Source organism: Muricoccus nepalensis (assembly GCF_006438825.1).
GTDB lineage: Bacteria > Pseudomonadota > Alphaproteobacteria > Acetobacterales > Acetobacteraceae > Roseomonas > Roseomonas nepalensis.
In genome coordinates, this window is record NZ_RCZP01000008.1 from 108,626 (window position 1) to 125,124 (window position 16,499).

Here is a 16,499-nt window from a genome sequence, read left to right on the forward strand (position 1 = left end):
ACGTTTTTAGCGGGGGCGCATTAAGGCTGGAACTCTACCATTGAGCTACACCCGCTGAGCCAGAGCAGCAGCCTGCCGAGCAGACCGGTCACACAGAAGCCCACCGCTCCGGCGGGATGGGACACATGGAGGGGGTTGGATTCGAACCAACGTAGGCGCAAGCCAGCGGATTTACAGTCCGCCCCCTTTAGCCACTCGGGCACCCCTCCACAGGGTGTCCCCACCCTGACGGGCGGGAGCCGGCGGACTATCCGAGAAGCGGCGCGCCTGTCAACGTGAGCGGCGCGATCGTCGCGGCATCGCCGGCCGGGACGGGTGCGCCGGACCCGGTGCATGGCAGCCGGCCGAGCATGGGCCTTGCGGCGGGCGCCGCGATTTGCAGGATGCCGCCATGTCCCCCCCTCGACGGCCGCAAGGCCCACGCCCCCCGGGTTCGGCCTCCGGGCCCCATGGCGGCGGTGCCCCCGGCCAGCCGCCCCGCCCGCGCGCCTTCGACGGCAAGCGCGGCTGGGCCGGCGGCGAGGCCCCGGCCGGCGCGCGCGGCGCCGCCCCCCGCCCGCCCTTCGCCCGGCCAGGCGCCGCCCCCGCCGGCGCGACGGGCGGCTACCAGCCCGCGGCCAAGCCCTGGTCCAAGGCGCCGGGCAAGGCGCCCGGCAAGACCTGGAGCCGCTCCCCCGCCGAGCCCCGGCCGCACCGCCCCGGCGCCGACGCCGAGCCGCCCCGCGGCCCCCGCCCCCCGCGCCACGATTCCCGGCACGAGGGCGCCGAGCCCTCCCCCCGCGGCCGCGCCGAGGGCCCGCGCCGCGAGACGCCCGAGGAGCGCACGCCCGCCAACACCTTCTGGATGCACGGGCTGCACGCCGTCGCCGCCGCCCTGCTGAACCCGCGCCGCCGCCTCCGCCGCCTCCTGCTGACCGCCGAGGCCGAGGCGACGCTCGCCGCCCGCCTGCCGCCCGGCACCATCGCCGCGCGCAAGCTGAGCGCCGAGCGGGTGGAGGACCGCACCCGCTTCCACAGCTTCCTGCCCGAGGATTCCGTGCACCAGGGCGCGGCGATGCTGGTGGAGCCCCTGCCCGGCCTCGCCCTCGACGACGTCCTTGCCGCCTCCGCCGGCCCTGTCCTGCTGCTCGACCAGGTGACGGACCCGCGCAACGTCGGCGCCATCCTGCGCTCCGCCGCCGCCTTCGGGGCCGCGGCCGTGGTCGTGCAGGACCGCCACGCGCCGCCCGAGACCGGCGCCCTCGCCCGCGCCGCCTCCGGGGCGCTCGAGACCGTGCCCATGATCCGCGAGGTGAACCTCGCCCGCGCCATCCGCGGCCTGCAGGACAAGGGCGTCTGGGTGCTCGGCCTGGCCGGCGAGGCGAAGCGCACGCTCGCCGAGGCGAAGCCCGCCGACCGCCGCGTCGGCCTCGTCCTCGGCGCCGAGGCCGGGGGCCTGCGCCGCCTCCAGCGCGAGACCGTGGACGAGATGGTCCGCCTGCCCATCGCGACGGAGGTCGAGAGCCTCAACGTGGCCGCCGCCGCCGCCGTCGCCCTCTACGAGCTGGCGCGCGCCTGATGGGGGCCGCGGCCGCCCTCCTCGCCGCCCGGCTGGCCCGCCGCGGCTTCCCCGACCTCGGCGCCGAGGCCCCCGCGGACGTCGCGGCCGGCTACGCCGTTCAGCGCGCGCTGGCCGAGGCCATGGGCGCCGTCCCCCCCGCCGGCTTCAAGATCGGCGCGACCACGCAGGCCATGCAGGCCTATCTCGGCCTCGCCCATCCCTGCGCCGGCTTCTGCGCGGCCGAGGGCATCCAGGACCGCGTCGGGAGCTTCCGCTTCGCCGACTACGTCCGCCCGGGCGTGGAGTGCGAGATCGGCCTTCGCCTCGGCCATGACCTCTCCCACGGCGAGCACAGCCGCGACTCCGTCGCCGGCGCCGTGGAGCACGTCTTCGCGGCGATCGAGGTGGTGGACAACCGCTACGGCGACTTCCGCGCGGTCGGCGCCCCCGGCCTCATCGCCGACCAGGTCTTCCACGCGGGCGGCGTCACCGGCGCGCCCGCCTCGGGCTGGCCCGGGCTGGACCTGCCGGGCGCGCTCGGCCGCGTGCTGGTGGACGGGGAGGAGCGCGGCCGGGGACTCGGCGAGGCGCTTCTCGGCCACCCGCTCGACGCCCTCGCCTGGCTCGCGGGATCGCCGCTGGCCGGGCTTTTCGGCGGGCTGCGGGCCGGGCAGGTGGTCTTCCTCGGCTCGGTCACGCCGCCCATCTGGCTCGACGGTCCCTGCGAAGTCCGCGTGTCCTTCGACCTTCTGGGCGAGGTCTCCGCCCGTTTCGCCTGACGGGTTCGTGACGCCCTCCCGGCCCCCCGGACACCTCCGGTTAACCCTCTCAGGCGACACTAATCCACGCACCCAGATGGGGCATGACACAGGCCAGGAGGGCGCAGGCCAAGGAATACCTTGATGTATCGGTCCTCAACCCTGCCCGTCGACACCCCGTCGGCGACGCTGGGTGCCTGGCACGACCTGCCGGAAGAGGTTCAGCTTGTCCTCTCGCGCGAGGCGCTGCGGCGGGCGGCGGAGACCCTTGCCGAGCACGCGGAGCTCCTCGCCGCGGAGATCGAGTCGGGCGCGCTGCTCGACCAGGGCGGGCCGGACTCGCTCCGCCTCTTCGCCGCGGTGGTCCGCGCCACCAACAAGGACGGCTTCGCGACCGTGGGCAACGCCTGAACGCCCGCGCCAAGCCGACCCCGCCGACCGGGCCCTGCAAAACGCAGGCGTGCCCCCGCCGTTCAGCCAGCGGCCCCCGATGGTGCCGGGTGAGGGGATCGAACCCCCGACCTTCGGTTTACAAAACCGCTGCACTACCGCTGTGCTAACCCGGCCCCGGCCGCCCTATAGCAAGGCCGCGCGACGGTGTCTCGACCCCGCTGCCTCCTGCCGGCGGCATCCCGCGCCGCCCGTCGATCCCTGCTGAAAGATCGGGCCCCACGCCCTATGTTCGAGGGGCCATGGACACTCTCCCGCCCGCCCTCTTCGCGCCCATCCGCCGCCCCTACCCCTCGGGCGGGAAGCCGCTGAAGGTCGTCTCGCCCTACGAGCCCGCCGGCGACCAGCCCCAGGCCATCGCCGTCCTCGTCGAGGGTCTCAAAGACCGCGGGGATCGGGACCAGGTGCTGCTCGGCGTCACCGGCTCCGGCAAGACCTTCACCATGGCGAAGGTCATCGAGTCGCTGCAGCGCCCCACCCTCGTCCTCGCGCCCAACAAGACGCTGGCGGCCCAGCTCTACGGCGAGATGAAGTCGTTCTTTCCCGACAACGCCGTCGAGTACTTCGTCTCCTACTACGACTACTACCAGCCGGAGGCCTATGTTCCGCGGACGGACACGTACATAGAGAAGGACGCGCAGATCAACGAGCAGATCGACCGCATGCGCCACTCGGCCACGCAGTCCCTGCTCGAGCGGCGCGACGTCATCATCGTCGCCTCCGTGTCCTGCATCTACGGCATCGGCTCCGTCGAGACCTACGGCAACATGACCGTGAAGCTGGAGCTCGGCGGCCACATCGCGCGCGAGCTGCTGCTGAAGGCCCTCGTGGAATTGCAGTACCGTCGCAACGACGCCGCCTTCCAGCGCGGCACCTTCCGGGTCCGCGGCGAAACCGTGGACATCTGGCCCTCCCACCTCGAGGACCGCGCCTGGCGCATCTCCCTCTTCGGGGACGAGGTGGACGGGCTGCGCGAGTTCGACCCCCTGACGGGCGAGGTCGCCGGCGAGATGGAGCGGGTCGCGATCTACGCGAACAGCCACTACGTCACCCCGCGCCCGACGCTCATCCAGGCCATCCGCGACATCAAGATCGAGCTGCGCGAGACGCTCGCCCGCCTCACCGCCGAGGGAAAGCTGCTGGAGGCCCAGCGCCTGGAGCAGCGCACCACCTTCGACATCGAGATGATGGAGACAACGGGCGTCTGCAAAGGCATCGAGAACTACTCCCGCTACCTCTCCGGCCGCGGCCCCGGCCAGCCGCCGCCCACCCTCTTCGAGTACCTGCCCGAGGGCGCCCTGCTGATCGTGGACGAGAGCCACGTCACCGTCCCCCAGATCGGCGGCATGGCCCGCGGCGACTTCGCCCGGAAGTCCGTGCTCGCCGACTTCGGCTTCCGCCTCCCCTCCTGCCTCGACAACCGCCCCCTCAAGTTCGAGGAGTGGGAGAGCTTCCGCCCCGCCACCGTCTTCGTCTCCGCCACCCCCGGCCCCTGGGAGATGGAGCGCACCGGCGGCACCTTCGCCGAGCAGGTCATCCGCCCCACCGGCCTGATCGACCCGCCCGTCGAGATCCGCCCCGTCGAGCGCCAGGTGGACGACCTGCTGGCGGAGTGCCGCGAGGTCATCGCCCAGGGCGGCCGCGTGCTGGCCACCACGCTCACCAAGCGCATGGCCGAGGACCTGACGGAGTACATGACGGAGACGGGCATCAAGGTCCGCTACCTCCACTCCGACGTGGACACGCTCGAGCGCATCGAGATCATCCGCGATCTCCGCCGCGGCGTCTTCGACGTGCTCGTCGGCATCAACCTTCTGCGCGAGGGGCTGGACATCCCGGAGTGCCGGATGGTTGCCATCCTCGACGCCGACAAGGAGGGCTTCCTCCGCTCCACCACCTCCCTCATCCAGACCATCGGCCGCGCCGCCCGCAACGCCGAGGGCCGCGTCATCCTCTACGCCGACCGCATGACCGACAGCATGCGCCGCGCGATCGAGGAGACCGACCGCCGCCGGGCGAAGCAGGTGGCGTACAACGAGGAACACGGCATCACGCCGCAGACGATCAAGCGCGACATCTCCGACGTGCTACAATCCGTCTACGAGCAGGACTACGTCACGGTCGAGGCGGTGGAGGACGACGCGACCGCCAACTTCATCGGCCACAACCTCCGCGGCAGCATCCAGGAGCTGGAGCGGCGCATGCGGGCGGCGGCGGCGGACCTCGAGTTCGAGACAGCGGCTCGCCTGCGCGACGAGATCAAGCGGCTCGAGGCGCTCGAGCTCGGCCTCGACGCCCCGCCCCCTTCCGGCACCGAGGCGCGGGCGCCCGCCAAGGGCCCCGTCAAGGGATCGGTGCGCTCGAAGGCGGACTGGAAGCCCAAGCCGCTCGGCCCGGGCGGCGGCGGCTACGACCCCGACAAGCGCTCCACCCGGACCGCCTCGCGCGGCGCCCCCCGGCGGAAGTCGGGCTCGGCCTGACGCGCTCTCAGCCCTCGTGCCGCGGCCCCGGCGCGCCGGGCCGGGTGCGGCGGGCGAGGGCGGGCCGGGCCGTCCGGTCGAGGGCCGCCCGCACCCGGTCGGCCAGCTCGGCCCGCAGGTAGGGCTTGCCGAGCACGTCCATCGAGGCGCTGCGCGGCGCCTCCGCCAGCAGGTCCTCGTTGTAGCCGGTGGTGTAGAGCACGGCGACCTCCGGCAGCCGCTTGCGCACCTGCTCGGCCAGGACGAAGCCGTTCACGCTCCCGGGCATGAGGATGTCCGTGAAGAGAAGGTCGACCGGCCCGTTCTCCGGGCGGTCGAGGAGGTCGAGCGCCTCGTCGGCGCTGCGGGCGGCGAGGGCCCGGTAGCCGAGGATGCCGAGGTGCTCGAGGGCGAGGTTGAGGATGTCCTCGTTGTCCTCGACGACGAGGATCGTCTCCCCCGTGGCGGCCGGGTTCGCCAGGGGGCCCGCCGGGCGCGGGCGCGGGGCCGCCGCCACCGCCTCGCGGGCGGCGGGGAAGAGCATCCGGATGGTCGTGCCGGCCCCCTCCTCGCTGTCGATCTCGAGCAGGCCGCGCGACTGCTGGACGAAGCCCTGCACCATGGCGAGGCCCAGCCCCGTCCCCTCCCCTACCCCCTTCGTGGTGAAGAAGGGCTCGGTCGCGCGCTCGAGGACGTGGGGCGGCATGCCCGTCCCCTCGTCCGTCACGCTCAGCACGACGTAGCGGCCCTCGGGGCAGCCGTGGCGCGGCGCGCCCGCGGCGGTCGCGATGGTGATCGTGCCGCCGCCCGGCATGGCGTCGCGCGCGTTGATGATGACGTTCAGCAGCGCCATCTCGAGATGGACCGGGTCGATCTCCGCCGGGGGACGGCGGCGGCGCAGGTTGAACTGCAGGTCGACCCGGCTGCCGGCCGTCGTCTCCAGCATCTCCCCGAACTCGTTGATCAGCGTCGAGAGGTCGGTCGGCCGCGGGTCGAGCCGGGTCTTGCGGGCGAAGGCGAGGAGCTGGCGCGTCACCTTCGTCCCGCGCTCGAGCGCTTTGCCGATGCGCGCGGCGTAGCGCTGCAGGTCGCTCTCCCCGAGGCTGGAGCGCAGGATCTCGAGGTTGCCGGAGGCGACGAGGAGGAGGTTGTTGAAGTCGTGGGCGAGCCCGGCCGTGAGCTGCCCGATCGATTCCATCTTCTGCGCCTGCCGGAAGGCCTGCTCCGAGGTCCGGCGCCGCGTGACGTCGAGCTGCGAGGCGAAGAAGTAAACGAGGCGCCCCTCGCCGTCATGCACCGGCGCGAGATAGACGGCGTTCCAGAACGGCGTGCCGTCGCGCTTGTAGTTGAGCAGCTCGACGGAGACCGCGAGGTGCTGCTCGATGGCCTGTCGGAGCTCCGCCACCCCCTCGCGGCTCGTGCGCGGCCCCTGCAGGAAGCGGCAGTTCCGGCCGATGACCTCCGCCTCCGCGTAGCCCGTGAGCTCGAGGAAGGCGTGGTTCGCGAACACGATGGGGTTGTCCGGCTGCCGGGGGTCCGTGAGCACCATGGGCATCCGCGTCATCTCGACCGCGGCGAAGAAGACGCTGCCGCGGCTGTCGAGCCCCGGCCGCGACACGGTCGCCTCCAGCCGTTGCGGCCGGGCGGGCACGAGGGGCGGTGATTCGGAAGGGGAACAGGTCTCGGGGGATTCGTCCGGCGGCTCCGGGCTGAAGCGGTTGTCTTGGCTCACGGGGGGTCCTGATGGCGGCACGAATAGTAACGTATGATTACATACGTGGCAGGGCCATTGGCCGATCGATCACGAAACGCAACCGTGATGAAAGGCCGCGCGGCCGCGCCCAGGGGGCTTTGCGCCGCCCCGCCACCCTGCCAAGGAACACGGAACGGCGGGCGTGGCGCGCCCGGCACCGGCAGGAGAGGTCCCGATGGCGGGTCCGGACCGCACCACGAGCGTCCTGAAGCTCTTCACGCTCGACCGCCCGGCCTGGACGGTCGAGCAGGCGGCCGCCGCGCTCGGGGTCTCGGCCAGCAGCGCCTACCGCTACGTCGCCGTGCTGACCGAGGCCGGGCTGCTGACCCCGGCCGGCGGCGGCGCCTACGTCCTCGGGCCCGCCTTCACCCAGTACGACCGCCAGATCCAGCTCACCGACCCGCTCCTCCAGGCCGCGCGCCCGGCCATGGAGGGAATCCTCCCCCTCGCGCCGCCCGGCAGCGCCGTCCTCCTCTGCCGCCTCTTCGGCGAGACGGTGCTCTGCATCCACCAGGAAGTCGGGCAGGAGGTCGGGCCCTCCTTCGGGCGCCTCGGCGCTCCCGTCAGCTACGAGCGCGGCCGGCCCATGCCCCTGTTCCGCGGGGCGACGTCGAAGGTCATCCTCGCCTGGCTGCCGCCGCGGGAGCTGCGGCGGCTCTTCGAGGCGCATCGCGGGGAGATCGCGGCCAGCGGCCTCGGCGAGGACTGGCCCGCCTTCCGCACCGCCCTCGCGCGCACCCGGCGGGCCGGCCACCAGGTCAGCCACGCGGAGCTCGACGCCGGGCGGATCGGCATCGCCGTCCCCGTCCTCGGCACGGTCCTCGGCGAGACGCGGCGGGTGCTGGGGAGCCTCAGCTACGTCATCCCGGAGGACGCCGCCGACGCCGTGCCGCGCCTCGCGCCCGCGCTCGCCGCCGCCGCGCGAGGGATCGAGGCGGTCCTGGACAGCCCGGCCACGGCGGAGCCCGCCATCCCCGCCTAAATACCGTTTTTCGCAAATAGTGAGAATTTTGCTTTACTCGCGGCGGCACGCGCCCTCATCCTGACCCCGACGAGAGGGAAAGCCCGCATGTCCACGGCCGTCGCCGCCGGCGCCTACCTGCACCACCTGCAGCTCCTCAGCGCCGATCCCGGGCGCCTCGCCGCCTTCTACGCCGACGCGATGGACATGGCGGCCCGCCCCGCCGGGGAGGGCTGGATGGCCGAGGGTCCCGGCCGCCGCCTCCTCTTCGCGAGCGGGCCGGACCGGGCCCTTGGCTACGCCGCCTTCGCCTGCCGCGACGCCGAGGGGCTGGCCGCGATCCGGGCCCGCGCCGCGGCGCGCGGCGCCGCCCTCCTCCCCTCCCCCAGCCCCCTCTTCGGAGCCGAGGCCTTCGGCCTGCGCGACCCCGACGGCAACCTCGTCCTCTTCGGGCTGAGCGCGGGCGAGGTGCCGCGGCGCGGCCTCCGGGCGCCGTTGCAGCACCTGACGCTCGCCACCCTCGACCCCGGGGCGATCGAGGCCTTCTACACCGGCACGCTCGGCTTCCTGACAAGCGACTACGTCCGCGACGGGACGGGCGCCGTGCAGACCTGCTGGATGCGCTCCAACCACGAGCACCACACCCTCGCCTGCTTCCGCCACGGCCGCCGGGGCATCGACCACCACAGCTACGAGGCCGGCGACTGGTCCCTCATCAAGGACTGGTGCGACCGCCTGGGCGAGCGCCGCATCCCCCTCCTCTGGGGCCCCGGCCGCCACGGCCCCGGCAACAACCTCTTCGCCTTCCTGGAGGACCCCGACGGCAACTGGATCGAGATCAGCGCGGAGCTCGAAGTGGTGCGCGACCGCGCGCCGATGGACTGGCCGCACGAGGAGCACACGCTCAACGCCTGGGGCCGCGGCATCCTGCGAAGCTGAGCCGGGGGCCACGATGCCAGAGGCAGCCCACTACCCCGTCGCGGTGATCGGCGCCGGCCCGGTCGGGCTGACGCTGGCGAACCTGCTCGGCCGGCTCGGCGTCGCCGTGCTGCTGGTGGAGCGCAACCCGACGACCGTTCAGGAGCCCCGCGCCGTCTCCATCGACGACGAATCCCTCCGCACCATGCAGTCCGCCGGCGTCGCGGAGGCGGTGCTGGCGGGCGTCGTCCCCGGCTACGGCTCGCACTACTACACGCGCCGCCGCCGCCGCTTCGCCCGCGTGGAGCCGACCGGCCAGCCCTACGGCTACCCCCGCCGCAACGCCTTCCGCCAGCCCGTGCTGGAGGCGCAGCTCCGCGACGCGCTGGCTCGCTTCCCCGGCGTGGAGACCCGCTTCGGCTGGACCCTGCTCGACCACGCCCAGGACGACCGGGGGGTCACCCTCTCCCTCGAGGGCCCGGACGGCGCCCGGCGGCGCGTCACCTGCGACTACCTCGTCGGCTGCGACGGCGCCTCCAGCCGCGTGCGGGAGATCCTCGGCATCGCGCTGGAGGGCACGACCTTCGACGAGCGCTGGCTCATCCTCGACCTCGAGAACAACGAGAACACGACCCGCCACACCGAGGTCTTCTGCGACCGCCGCCGCCCCTGCATCACCCTGCCCGGCCCCGACCGCACGCGCCGCTTCGAGTTCAAGCTCCTCCCCGGCGAGACCGACGCCGACCTGCTGGACCCCGCCATGGTGGATCGCCTTCTCCGCACCCACGGCGCCGACCCGCGGGCGACGCTGCGCCGCAAGGTCGTCTACCGCTTCCACGCCCGCGTCGCGCCCCGCTGGTCCGCCGGCCGCGTCTTCCTCGCGGGCGACGCCGCCCACCTCACGCCCCCCTTCGCTGGCCAGGGCATGAACAGCGGCATCCGCGACGCCCAGAACCTCGCCTGGAAGCTCGCGGCCGTGCTCGAGGGGCGCCTCGGCCCCGGCCTGCTGAGCAGCTACGAGCGGGAGCGGCGCGACCACATCTGGCAGATGGTGCGCCTCGCGCTCCGGATGGGCGGGATCATGGCGCCGCGGAGCTGGCTGCACGGGGCGCTGACCCAGGCGGGCTTCCTCGCCCTCAACATCTGGCCGCCCGCGCGCGACTACGTCGCCCAGATGCGCTACAAGCCACCGCCGCGCTTCCACGAGGGCTTCCTCCTGCCGGACGGCCGAGGGCGCGCCTCGCTCATCGGCCGCCTGCTGCCGCAGCCGCGGGTGCGCGCGCCCGGCGGGGAGACGGTGCGGCTGGACGAGGTGCTCGGCAACCGCTTCGCCCTCCTGACCCGCGGCGATGACCCGGCCGCCCTGGACCGCCTCTCGCATCCTGTCTGGCAACGCCTCGACGCCGCGCGGGTGGTCGTCCTGCCGCCGGGCGCCGCACCCGCCGCGGGCGCGGTGGCGGAACCGCCCGGCGAGGCCGGCGACGGCTTCCGCGCGGCGCTGGCGCCCTATGCCGGCCAGGCCCTGCTGCTCCGCCCCGACCACTACGTCGCCGCCGGCTTCCCGCTGGCCGATCCCGACGCCGCCGCGCGGGCCGTGGAGGCGCTGCTGGCGGGCTGCGAAAGCCCCGCCGTCCCCGCGTGAGGGCTAGCCCTCCAGCCGGACGTTCGCCCCCTCCGCGACGGCACGCCACTTCGCGATCTCGTCGCGCACGAAGGCCGCTGCCTCGGCCGTGGTCTGCGGCGCCGGGTTGCCGCCCATGAGGATCACGCGGGCGGCGAAGTCGGGCTCGCGCAGCAGGGCGGTGACGTCGGCGTTGATGCGCTCGACCACCGGCGCCGGCGTGCCCGCGGGGGCGCAGAGCCCCGCCCAGCCGATCGCCTCGTAGCCGGGCAGGGTCTCGGCGATGGCCGGCACCTCCGGCAGTTGCGCGGCGCGCCCGGCCGAGGTGACGCCGATCGCCTTGATCCGCCCCGCGCGGAGATGCGGCAGGGCGCTGGCCACGCTGTCGAACATGATCGGGATGTTCCCGCCCAGCAGGTCCGCCATGGCCGGCCCGCTGCCACGGTAGGGCACGTGCGTCAGCCGCACGCCCGCGCGGCTCGCGAAGAGCTCGGCCGACATGTGCTGGGAGGTGCCCGGCCCGCCGCTGCCGTAGTTGATCCCCCCCGGGTCGGCCCGCGCGGCCGCGACCAGCGCCGGCACGTCGCCCGGCGCGAAGGAGGGGTGGGCGACGATCACCAGCGGCACGGTGAAGACGAGGGTGGCGTAGGCGAAGTCCCGCTCGGCGTCGTAGGGCAGGGATCGGATCACGCTCGGGTTGATGCCGTGCGTGCCGCTCGTGAAGACGAGCAGCGTGTGCCCGTCGGGCGCGGCCCGGGCGCCGGCCTCGCTGCCCACCGCCCCGGCCCCGCCCGCCCGGTTCTCCACCACCACGCGCTGCGGCCAGCGCGCCGAGAGGGCCTCGGCGAGGAGCCGCGTGATGGTGTCGCTCGCCTGCCCCGGCGGGAAGGGCACGATGACGCGCACGGGCCGCGAGGGCCAGGCCTCCTGCGCCCGCGCCGCCGAGGCCGCCAGCGCCGGCGCGGCCAGCGCGGCGGCGAGCACGACGCGGCGCCCGGAAGGGCGGGCTATCCCCATCAGGGCGACCGCCGCGTGGCGGAGGCCGGGGCCTGCGCCATCCCGCCGCGGTCGGGCAGCCAGGCATCGGTCCAGCCGGTCTCGGCCCCGGGCGTCCCGAGCTGGACCTGCGTCGCGCCCGGCCCGACCCGGCTCACCACGGTGATCGGCACCGAGCTCGGCACCGTCCGGCAGTCCGGCCGCGGCCCGGCCGCCGCGGCGGGGTTGGCCTGCAGCGCCGCGCGCCGGCGGAGATCCTCGAGCGAGCGGCAGAGCAGCGCCCCGGCGTCGAGGCGCGGCCCGGTGTCCGGCCGGAGGCGCGGCGGCGGCGGCGCGAGCGCCCGGGACTGGCCCCCGGAGCCGCCCATGGGGCCCCTCATGCCGCCCGGGCCGCCGATGCCCCCCGAGCCGCCCATCGCCCCCATGCTGCTCATGGCGCCCACGCCGCCTATCCCGCCCATCCCGCCGTACTGGGCCGCGGCGGGATGGGCGAAGGGCAGCGAGCCGCCCAGCAGAAGGGCGGCGCAGAGCATCGCGCGTGAACCTGGACGCATCATCGGATCCCCAACTCCGGCGCCAGGCTAGCCGGTTCCCGGCCGGCGCGGCAGGGGCCTCGTCGCCCCGGGGCGGTTGATCCCGGGCCACACCCCCGGACTGCTTGCGTCTCGCCCCGCCGCCGCCGGAAACCCCCCGCCCCGCGCCGCCTTGTAGCGGCAGCGCAGCCAGCGCAGGGCGGATGCATGTTCGGCAGGGCTTGGAAGCTGATCAAGGACGCGGTCTCGGGCTTCGTCGAGCACGAGGCGATGACGCGGGGGGCGGCGATCGCCTGCTACACCCTTTTCTCCATCGCGCCGCTGCTCGTCGTCGCGGTCGCCATCGCCGGCTTCTTCTTCGGCCGCGACATGGTCAGCGAGGCCGTCTCCGGGCAGCTCACCGGCCTGGTCGGCGTCCAGGGCGGGCAGGCGATCGAGGCGATGATGAAGGGCAGCTCGCACGAGGCGGGCAGCAAGGGCGTCGCCGCCCTGGTCGGCGCGGTCATCCTGCTGATCACGGCCTCGGGCGTCTTCGCGGAGCTGCAGGCGGCGCTGAACGTCATCTGGCAGGCCGAGCAGAAGCCCGTCTCGGTCGGCGCGCTGGTGCGGGCGCGGGCCCTCTCGATCGGGCTGGTGGGCGCCACGGGCTTCCTGCTGCTCGTCTCCCTTCTCGTCAGCGCCGTGCTCTCGGCCTTCGGGGGCTGGATCACCGGCTTCCTGCCGATGCTCGAGATCGTGCTGAAGGCCGTCAACTTCCTCGTCAGCGTCGTGCTCGTCGCGGTGCTCTTCGGGGCGATCTACAAGATCCTGCCCGACCGCACCCTCACCTGGCGGGACGTCGCGGTGGGCGCGCTGATCACCGCCTTCCTCTTCACCCTCGGGAAGACGGTCATCGGGTGGTACATTGGCGGCAGCGGCATGGCCGAGAGCTACGGCGCGGCCGGCGCGCTCGTGGTCGTGCTCATCTGGGTCTACTACTCCGCCCAGGTCTTCCTCCTCGGCGCCGAGTTCACCCGCGCCTGGGCCGCGCGGGAGGGCGGCTGGCGCGGGGCGCTGCCGCTGCGCAGCGCCACCACGCCGATCGGGGCCGACGCGCCCTGACGCGCCCCGCTTGAGGATCGCCGCCGCCCACCTGACATGACCGGTCATGTCCGAAAGCACGGTTCCCGACTTCTTCGCCCGCTTCCCCATGGCCGCCGTCCGCAGCGAGGCGCTGGACGCGGCGCTGGCCGACCCGCTGGCGCCGCCGCTCACCCTCCTGTTCCTCTGGGGCCTGAACTGCCCGAACTGCGACGTCGCGAAGCGGGCGATCCTCGTCTCGCCGTCCCGCTTCGCCTGGCCGGACGTCCGCTGGCTGCACGCCAACGTCTACGACGACCCCGACATGGCCAGCCGCTTCGGCCTGCACGGCGTCCCCGCCTTCTTCGTCTTCCGGGGCGCGCGGCGCCTGGGCCGCATCACGGGCTGGCCGGGGGCCGAGGCCTTCGCGCGGGCCGTGGAGGCGCAGCGCGCGGAGAGCCCCCCGGCCTGACGCCTCCGCCCCCTCACGCCCCCCGCGCGATCCGGCGGCAGTGCTCGAGCGAGGCCTCGATGAGGTTGTCGCTCGCCTCCGGGGTGCGGAAGGCCGAGTGGGCCGAGAGGGTCGCGTTCTCCACCGTGGAGAGAAAATGCCCCGCCGGCAGCGGCTCCTCGGCGTAGACGTCGAGGGCGAGGCGGATGGCGCCCGCCTCCGCCGCGCGGGCGAGCGCGGCCTCGTCGGCGATGGCGCCGCGGGCGGTGTTCACGAAGATCGCGCCCGGCCGCATCTTCGCGATGAGGTCCGCCGAGAGGAAGCCGCGCGTCTCGTCGTTCAGCAGCAGGTGCAGCGAGACGACGTGGCTCTCGGCGAGGAGGGTGTCGAGGGCGGTGAACTCCACCCCCTTCGCCTCCCGCGGCGTGCGGTTCCAGGCCAGCACCCGCATCCCCGCGCCGTTGCAGAGCCGCGCCATCTCCGCCCCGATGCCGCCGAAGCCGATCAGCCCGACCGTCTTGCGGGTGAGCTCGATCCCGTCCGTGCGCGGCCAGGCGCCCGCGCGGACGCCGCGGTCCATGCCCGCGAGCCCCTTCGCCGCGGCCCACATGAGGGCGAAGGCCATCTCCGCCACCGCGGTGTCGCCGTAGCCCTTGATGATGTGGACCTGGATGCCGCAGGCGGCCTGCAGCTCCTCCGGGTTCATGTAGCTGCGCGCGCCGGTGCCGAGGAAGACGACGTGCTTCAGCCCGGGGATCGCCTTCGCGACCTCGGTCGGCAGATGGGTGTGGTCGATGATGGCGATCTCGTGCCCGGCGAGCACGGCGGGAAGCCCGGCCAGGGTGATGTCGGGGTCGCGGTTCACCGTGACCGGCATGTCGCCGGGGCGGCGGAGCCGCTCCATGACATCCGCCAGGGCGCCCCCGGCATCGACGAAACAGGCGCGCATCCGACGTCATCCCCCCTTGAGAGAGGGGATGGTAGCGGCTGGCGGCGGGGTCTCCAACGGCGGGGCGGGCTTTTGCCCGCGCCGCGCCCGTCAGCCGGCCGGGACCGAAGCCGACGCCGGGGCCGGCGCCTCGCCCGCGGCGACGCGGTGGTACTCGTCCAGCGCCCGGGTGAGCCGGACCGCCGGGGCGGCGGGGCCGGGCGCCGGGCCGCCCCCTGCCCCGGCCGGCACCTCCTGGCCGGTGAGCAACGCGGCCATGGTGGCCGACGAGATGGACACCGCGGGCGCCGGGCCGGCGGCCTGGATGGCCTCCATCTCCGCCTCGGTCACGAGGCCGTCGCCGTTCGCGTCCACCCGGGCGAAGACCGCGGCCGAGAGGCTCGCGGCCGCCTTCACCTGGGACGGGTCCGCCGCGGGGTTGCCGGGCTTGCCAGGGCCGATGGCGGCGAACTCGGCGAGGCTCAGGCCTCCGTTGCCGTCTCGGTCAGCGCGGGCGAAGCTTCGCTCCCGCAACTGCCTGGCCATGTCCGCCGCCGACGCGACAGGGGCCGCTGAGACCTGCACGACACGCTTCCCTCTCTGGGGTGACGCACCCGGACTCGCCGGGCGCGGTCCTGCGAAGGCAGTACAAATATTGATACGCCACAGGAATGGCTAACACTTCACGAAGATCGCGGCGGGTTTTCCGCGGGCCAGGCGAACATCAGCTCGTGCTTGTTGTGCGCCCCGTGGAAGAGCGCGCCGCCCGGGATGGCCGCGAAGGCGGCGGCGGTCTCGTGGTCGGTCTCGGCCTGGAACTTGACCGTGACGACGATGTTCCGCGCCGCCCCCGCCTCCATCCAGCGGCGCACGAGGCCGAGGAGCCGCGCGGGGTAGCAGATGATGTCCGAGAACAGCCAGTCCACGGGATAGGGGTCGAGGCCGAAGGCGCTCTCCCGCCGCACGGTCACGTTGGGCAGGGCGGCGACGAGGGGGTCCATCTCCGCCTTGTCCACGGCGGTGACCGACGCGCCCAGTTCCGCCAGCGCCCAGCTCCAGCCGCCGGGCACGGCGCCGAGGTCGAGGCAGGCCTCGCCCGGGGAGGGCCAGCGGCCGATCCGGGTCAGCGCCTCCCACAGCTTGAGGTAGGCGCGGCTGGGCGGCCCCTCGCGGTCCTCGACGAAGGCCGGGGCGCCGTTGACGAAGGGGCTCGTCTTCGTCGGGCTGGCCAGCAGCCGGTCCGGTGCCAGCAGCGTCCAGGCGCCGAGATGGGAGGTGGGGCGCGGCTGCGGGAAGGCGATCGGCTTGGGCCGCAGCGGCGGCAGCGCGTCGCGGATGAGGGCGGCGCGGCGGTGATGCGCCACGTCCAGCAGCGCCCAGTTGCGCTGGATCGCCCGCAGCGCGTTGGCGGCCGACTTGATGGAGGGCACGGGTATCTCCGCCGGCGCCGTCCAGGTGTCGAGGGACCAGGGCGTGGCGTTCGGCCCCTCCGGCGGCGGGTCCGGGGAGAGGGCGAGCGGCCCGTGCCAGCCCGCGACCCGGCGGCCGGCGCGGCGGAGGTCCTCGGCCAGCTCGGCCTCGAAGCCCTCCGCAGCCAGGTAGGCGGCGCGGATCGCGGCCACGGGTCAGGCCCGGTGGGTGAGGGCGGCGACGGCGAGGAGGAGCCAGCCGAGCATCAGCAGCATCCCCCCCGCCGGCGCCACGCCGAGGCTCCGCCCCGTCAGGGCCACGACCCAGACGGCGCCGCAGAAGAGGATCATGCCCAGGATGAAGGATAGCCCGGCGCCGTGGATCGCCCAGCCGCCCCAGCGCTCCGCCAGGATGCCGGCGGCGACGAGGGCCAGCGCGTGCCAGCCCTGCTGCGTCAGCGCGTTGTCGATCATCCGCGTGCGCGCCGGGTCCAGCGAGAGGCCGTGCGCGGCCCAGGCCGAGAGGGCGACGGCGAGAAGGCCGGCGAGGGCGCCGACCGCGATCAGGATGCGCGACATGGGCCGGGGTTAGCAGACCTGGGGCCCGGTTGGGAGGTTGCGCCGGGCGTGCGCGCGGAATCCTATGGCGCCTTCGCCACGGAG

Annotated in this window: 16 protein-coding genes and 2 tRNA genes; 9 read left to right on the forward strand and 9 right to left on the reverse strand. The window is 74.3% G+C overall.

Annotated elements, in window-relative coordinates; genetic code table 11:
• Positions 1-126: 126 nt before the first annotated feature.
• Positions 127-209, reverse strand: a tRNA-Tyr gene (locus EAH89_RS10950).
• Between the two features lie 635 nt (positions 210-844).
• Between EAH89_RS10950 and EAH89_RS33765 the strand changes: the two genes are divergently transcribed.
• From EAH89_RS33765 to EAH89_RS10965, 3 genes are all read left to right on the forward strand, one after another.
• Positions 845-1,558, forward strand: coding sequence for a TrmH family RNA methyltransferase (locus tag EAH89_RS33765; RefSeq protein ID WP_140883091.1), 714 nt, complete (start codon positions 845-847; stop codon positions 1,556-1,558).
• The gene (locus tag EAH89_RS10960) at positions 1,558-2,319 is read left to right on the forward strand and encodes a 2-keto-4-pentenoate hydratase (RefSeq protein WP_140882893.1); all 762 of its coding nucleotides are present in this window, start codon (positions 1,558-1,560) and stop codon (positions 2,317-2,319) included. Before EAH89_RS33765 ends, EAH89_RS10960 begins: the two co-directional genes overlap by 1 nt.
• A gap of 123 nt (positions 2,320-2,442) precedes the next feature.
• A complete protein-coding gene (locus EAH89_RS10965; protein WP_140882895.1) occupies positions 2,443-2,709 on the forward strand; it encodes a hypothetical protein in 267 nt (88 codons plus the stop codon).
• A gap of 80 nt (positions 2,710-2,789) precedes the next feature.
• Here EAH89_RS10965 and EAH89_RS10970 read toward each other — a convergent pair.
• Positions 2,790-2,864: transfer RNA gene (locus EAH89_RS10970), tRNA-Thr, on the reverse strand.
• Between the two features lie 126 nt (positions 2,865-2,990).
• Here EAH89_RS10970 and uvrB point away from each other — a divergent pair.
• Positions 2,991-5,228, forward strand: coding sequence for an excinuclease ABC subunit UvrB (uvrB, locus tag EAH89_RS10975; protein WP_140882897.1), 2,238 nt, complete (start codon positions 2,991-2,993; stop codon positions 5,226-5,228).
• A gap of 7 nt (positions 5,229-5,235) precedes the next feature.
• On the opposite strand, the gene EAH89_RS10980 is transcribed toward uvrB, so the two are convergent.
• Entirely contained in the window at positions 5,236-6,939 is a 1,704-nt protein-coding gene (locus tag EAH89_RS10980; RefSeq protein WP_206667512.1) for a PAS domain-containing protein, read from the reverse strand.
• A gap of 196 nt (positions 6,940-7,135) precedes the next feature.
• On the opposite strand from EAH89_RS10980, the gene EAH89_RS10985 reads away from it, so the two are divergent.
• The 3 genes from EAH89_RS10985 (at position 7,136) to EAH89_RS10995 (ending at position 10,481) form a co-directional block, all read left to right on the forward strand.
• Positions 7,136-7,942 carry an IclR family transcriptional regulator gene (locus EAH89_RS10985; protein WP_140882899.1) on the forward strand — a complete coding sequence of 269 codons (807 nt, stop codon included), beginning with the start codon at positions 7,136-7,138 and terminating at the stop codon, positions 7,940-7,942.
• Positions 7,943-8,029: 87 nt separating this feature from the next.
• Entirely contained in the window at positions 8,030-8,860 is an 831-nt protein-coding gene (locus tag EAH89_RS10990) for a VOC family protein (protein WP_140882901.1), read from the forward strand.
• A gap of 13 nt (positions 8,861-8,873) precedes the next feature.
• A complete protein-coding gene (locus EAH89_RS10995) occupies positions 8,874-10,481 on the forward strand; it encodes a bifunctional 3-(3-hydroxy-phenyl)propionate/3-hydroxycinnamic acid hydroxylase (protein ID WP_140882903.1) in 1,608 nt (535 codons plus the stop codon).
• Positions 10,482-10,484: 3 nt separating this feature from the next.
• On the opposite strand, the gene EAH89_RS11000 is transcribed toward EAH89_RS10995, so the two are convergent.
• Positions 10,485-11,477, reverse strand: coding sequence for a tripartite tricarboxylate transporter substrate binding protein (locus EAH89_RS11000; protein WP_140882905.1), 993 nt, complete (start codon positions 11,475-11,477; stop codon positions 10,485-10,487).
• On the reverse strand, positions 11,477-12,010 hold the full coding sequence (locus tag EAH89_RS11005; protein ID WP_140882907.1) for a hypothetical protein: 534 nt from the start codon (positions 12,008-12,010) through the stop codon (positions 11,477-11,479). The genes EAH89_RS11000 and EAH89_RS11005 overlap by 1 nt, the downstream gene beginning before the upstream one ends.
• A gap of 186 nt (positions 12,011-12,196) precedes the next feature.
• On the opposite strand from EAH89_RS11005, the gene EAH89_RS11010 reads away from it, so the two are divergent.
• A complete protein-coding gene (locus EAH89_RS11010) occupies positions 12,197-13,090 on the forward strand; it encodes a YihY/virulence factor BrkB family protein (RefSeq protein ID WP_140882909.1) in 894 nt (297 codons plus the stop codon).
• Positions 13,091-13,136: 46 nt separating this feature from the next.
• The gene (locus EAH89_RS11015; protein WP_140882911.1) at positions 13,137-13,520 is read left to right on the forward strand and encodes a thioredoxin family protein; all 384 of its coding nucleotides are present in this window, start codon (positions 13,137-13,139) and stop codon (positions 13,518-13,520) included.
• A 13-nt stretch (positions 13,521-13,533) separates the two neighbouring features.
• On the opposite strand, the gene EAH89_RS11020 is transcribed toward EAH89_RS11015, so the two are convergent.
• From EAH89_RS11020 to EAH89_RS11035, 4 genes are all read right to left on the reverse strand, one after another.
• A complete protein-coding gene (locus EAH89_RS11020) occupies positions 13,534-14,448 on the reverse strand; it encodes an NAD(P)-dependent oxidoreductase (RefSeq protein ID WP_140882912.1) in 915 nt (304 codons plus the stop codon).
• A 90-nt stretch (positions 14,449-14,538) separates the two neighbouring features.
• Complete coding sequence (locus EAH89_RS11025; RefSeq protein ID WP_140882913.1) at positions 14,539-15,012, reverse strand: EF-hand domain-containing protein; 474 nt, start codon at positions 15,010-15,012, stop codon at positions 14,539-14,541.
• Positions 15,013-15,110: 98 nt separating this feature from the next.
• Positions 15,111-16,049 carry an SAM-dependent methyltransferase gene (locus EAH89_RS11030; RefSeq protein WP_140882915.1) on the reverse strand — a complete coding sequence of 313 codons (939 nt, stop codon included), beginning with the start codon at positions 16,047-16,049 and terminating at the stop codon, positions 15,111-15,113.
• 3 nt (positions 16,050-16,052) lie between these two features.
• Positions 16,053-16,415 (reverse strand): DUF423 domain-containing protein, encoded by a 363-nt coding sequence (locus tag EAH89_RS11035; protein WP_140882917.1) that lies wholly within the window; start codon positions 16,413-16,415, stop codon positions 16,053-16,055.
• Positions 16,416-16,499: the final 84 nt, after the last annotated feature.

Excerpts from the sequence above, each read along its gene's own strand:
- EAH89_RS33765 (WP_140883091.1), top strand. The coding sequence starts at position 845 with ATGCACGGGCTGCACGCCGTCGCCGCCGCCCTGCTGAACCCGCGCCGC.
- EAH89_RS11015 (WP_140882911.1), top strand. The coding sequence starts at position 13,137 with ATGTCCGAAAGCACGGTTCCCGACTTCTTCGCCCGCTTCCCCATGGCC.
- EAH89_RS11000 (WP_140882905.1), bottom strand. The coding sequence starts at position 11,477 with ATGGGGATAGCCCGCCCTTCCGGGCGCCGCGTCGTGCTCGCCGCCGCG.
- uvrB (WP_140882897.1), top strand. The coding sequence starts at position 2,991 with ATGGACACTCTCCCGCCCGCCCTCTTCGCGCCCATCCGCCGCCCCTAC.
- EAH89_RS11010 (WP_140882909.1), top strand. The coding sequence starts at position 12,197 with ATGTTCGGCAGGGCTTGGAAGCTGATCAAGGACGCGGTCTCGGGCTTC.
- EAH89_RS11035 (WP_140882917.1), bottom strand. The coding sequence starts at position 16,415 with ATGTCGCGCATCCTGATCGCGGTCGGCGCCCTCGCCGGCCTTCTCGCC.
- EAH89_RS10995 (WP_140882903.1), top strand. The coding sequence starts at position 8,874 with ATGCCAGAGGCAGCCCACTACCCCGTCGCGGTGATCGGCGCCGGCCCG.
- EAH89_RS10965 (WP_140882895.1), top strand. The coding sequence starts at position 2,443 with ATGTATCGGTCCTCAACCCTGCCCGTCGACACCCCGTCGGCGACGCTG.
- EAH89_RS11020 (WP_140882912.1), bottom strand. The coding sequence starts at position 14,448 with ATGCGCGCCTGTTTCGTCGATGCCGGGGGCGCCCTGGCGGATGTCATG.
- EAH89_RS10960 (WP_140882893.1), top strand. The coding sequence starts at position 1,558 with ATGGGGGCCGCGGCCGCCCTCCTCGCCGCCCGGCTGGCCCGCCGCGGC.
- EAH89_RS10985 (WP_140882899.1), top strand. The coding sequence starts at position 7,136 with ATGGCGGGTCCGGACCGCACCACGAGCGTCCTGAAGCTCTTCACGCTC.
- EAH89_RS10990 (WP_140882901.1), top strand. The coding sequence starts at position 8,030 with ATGTCCACGGCCGTCGCCGCCGGCGCCTACCTGCACCACCTGCAGCTC.
- EAH89_RS11005 (WP_140882907.1), bottom strand. The coding sequence starts at position 12,010 with ATGCGTCCAGGTTCACGCGCGATGCTCTGCGCCGCCCTTCTGCTGGGC.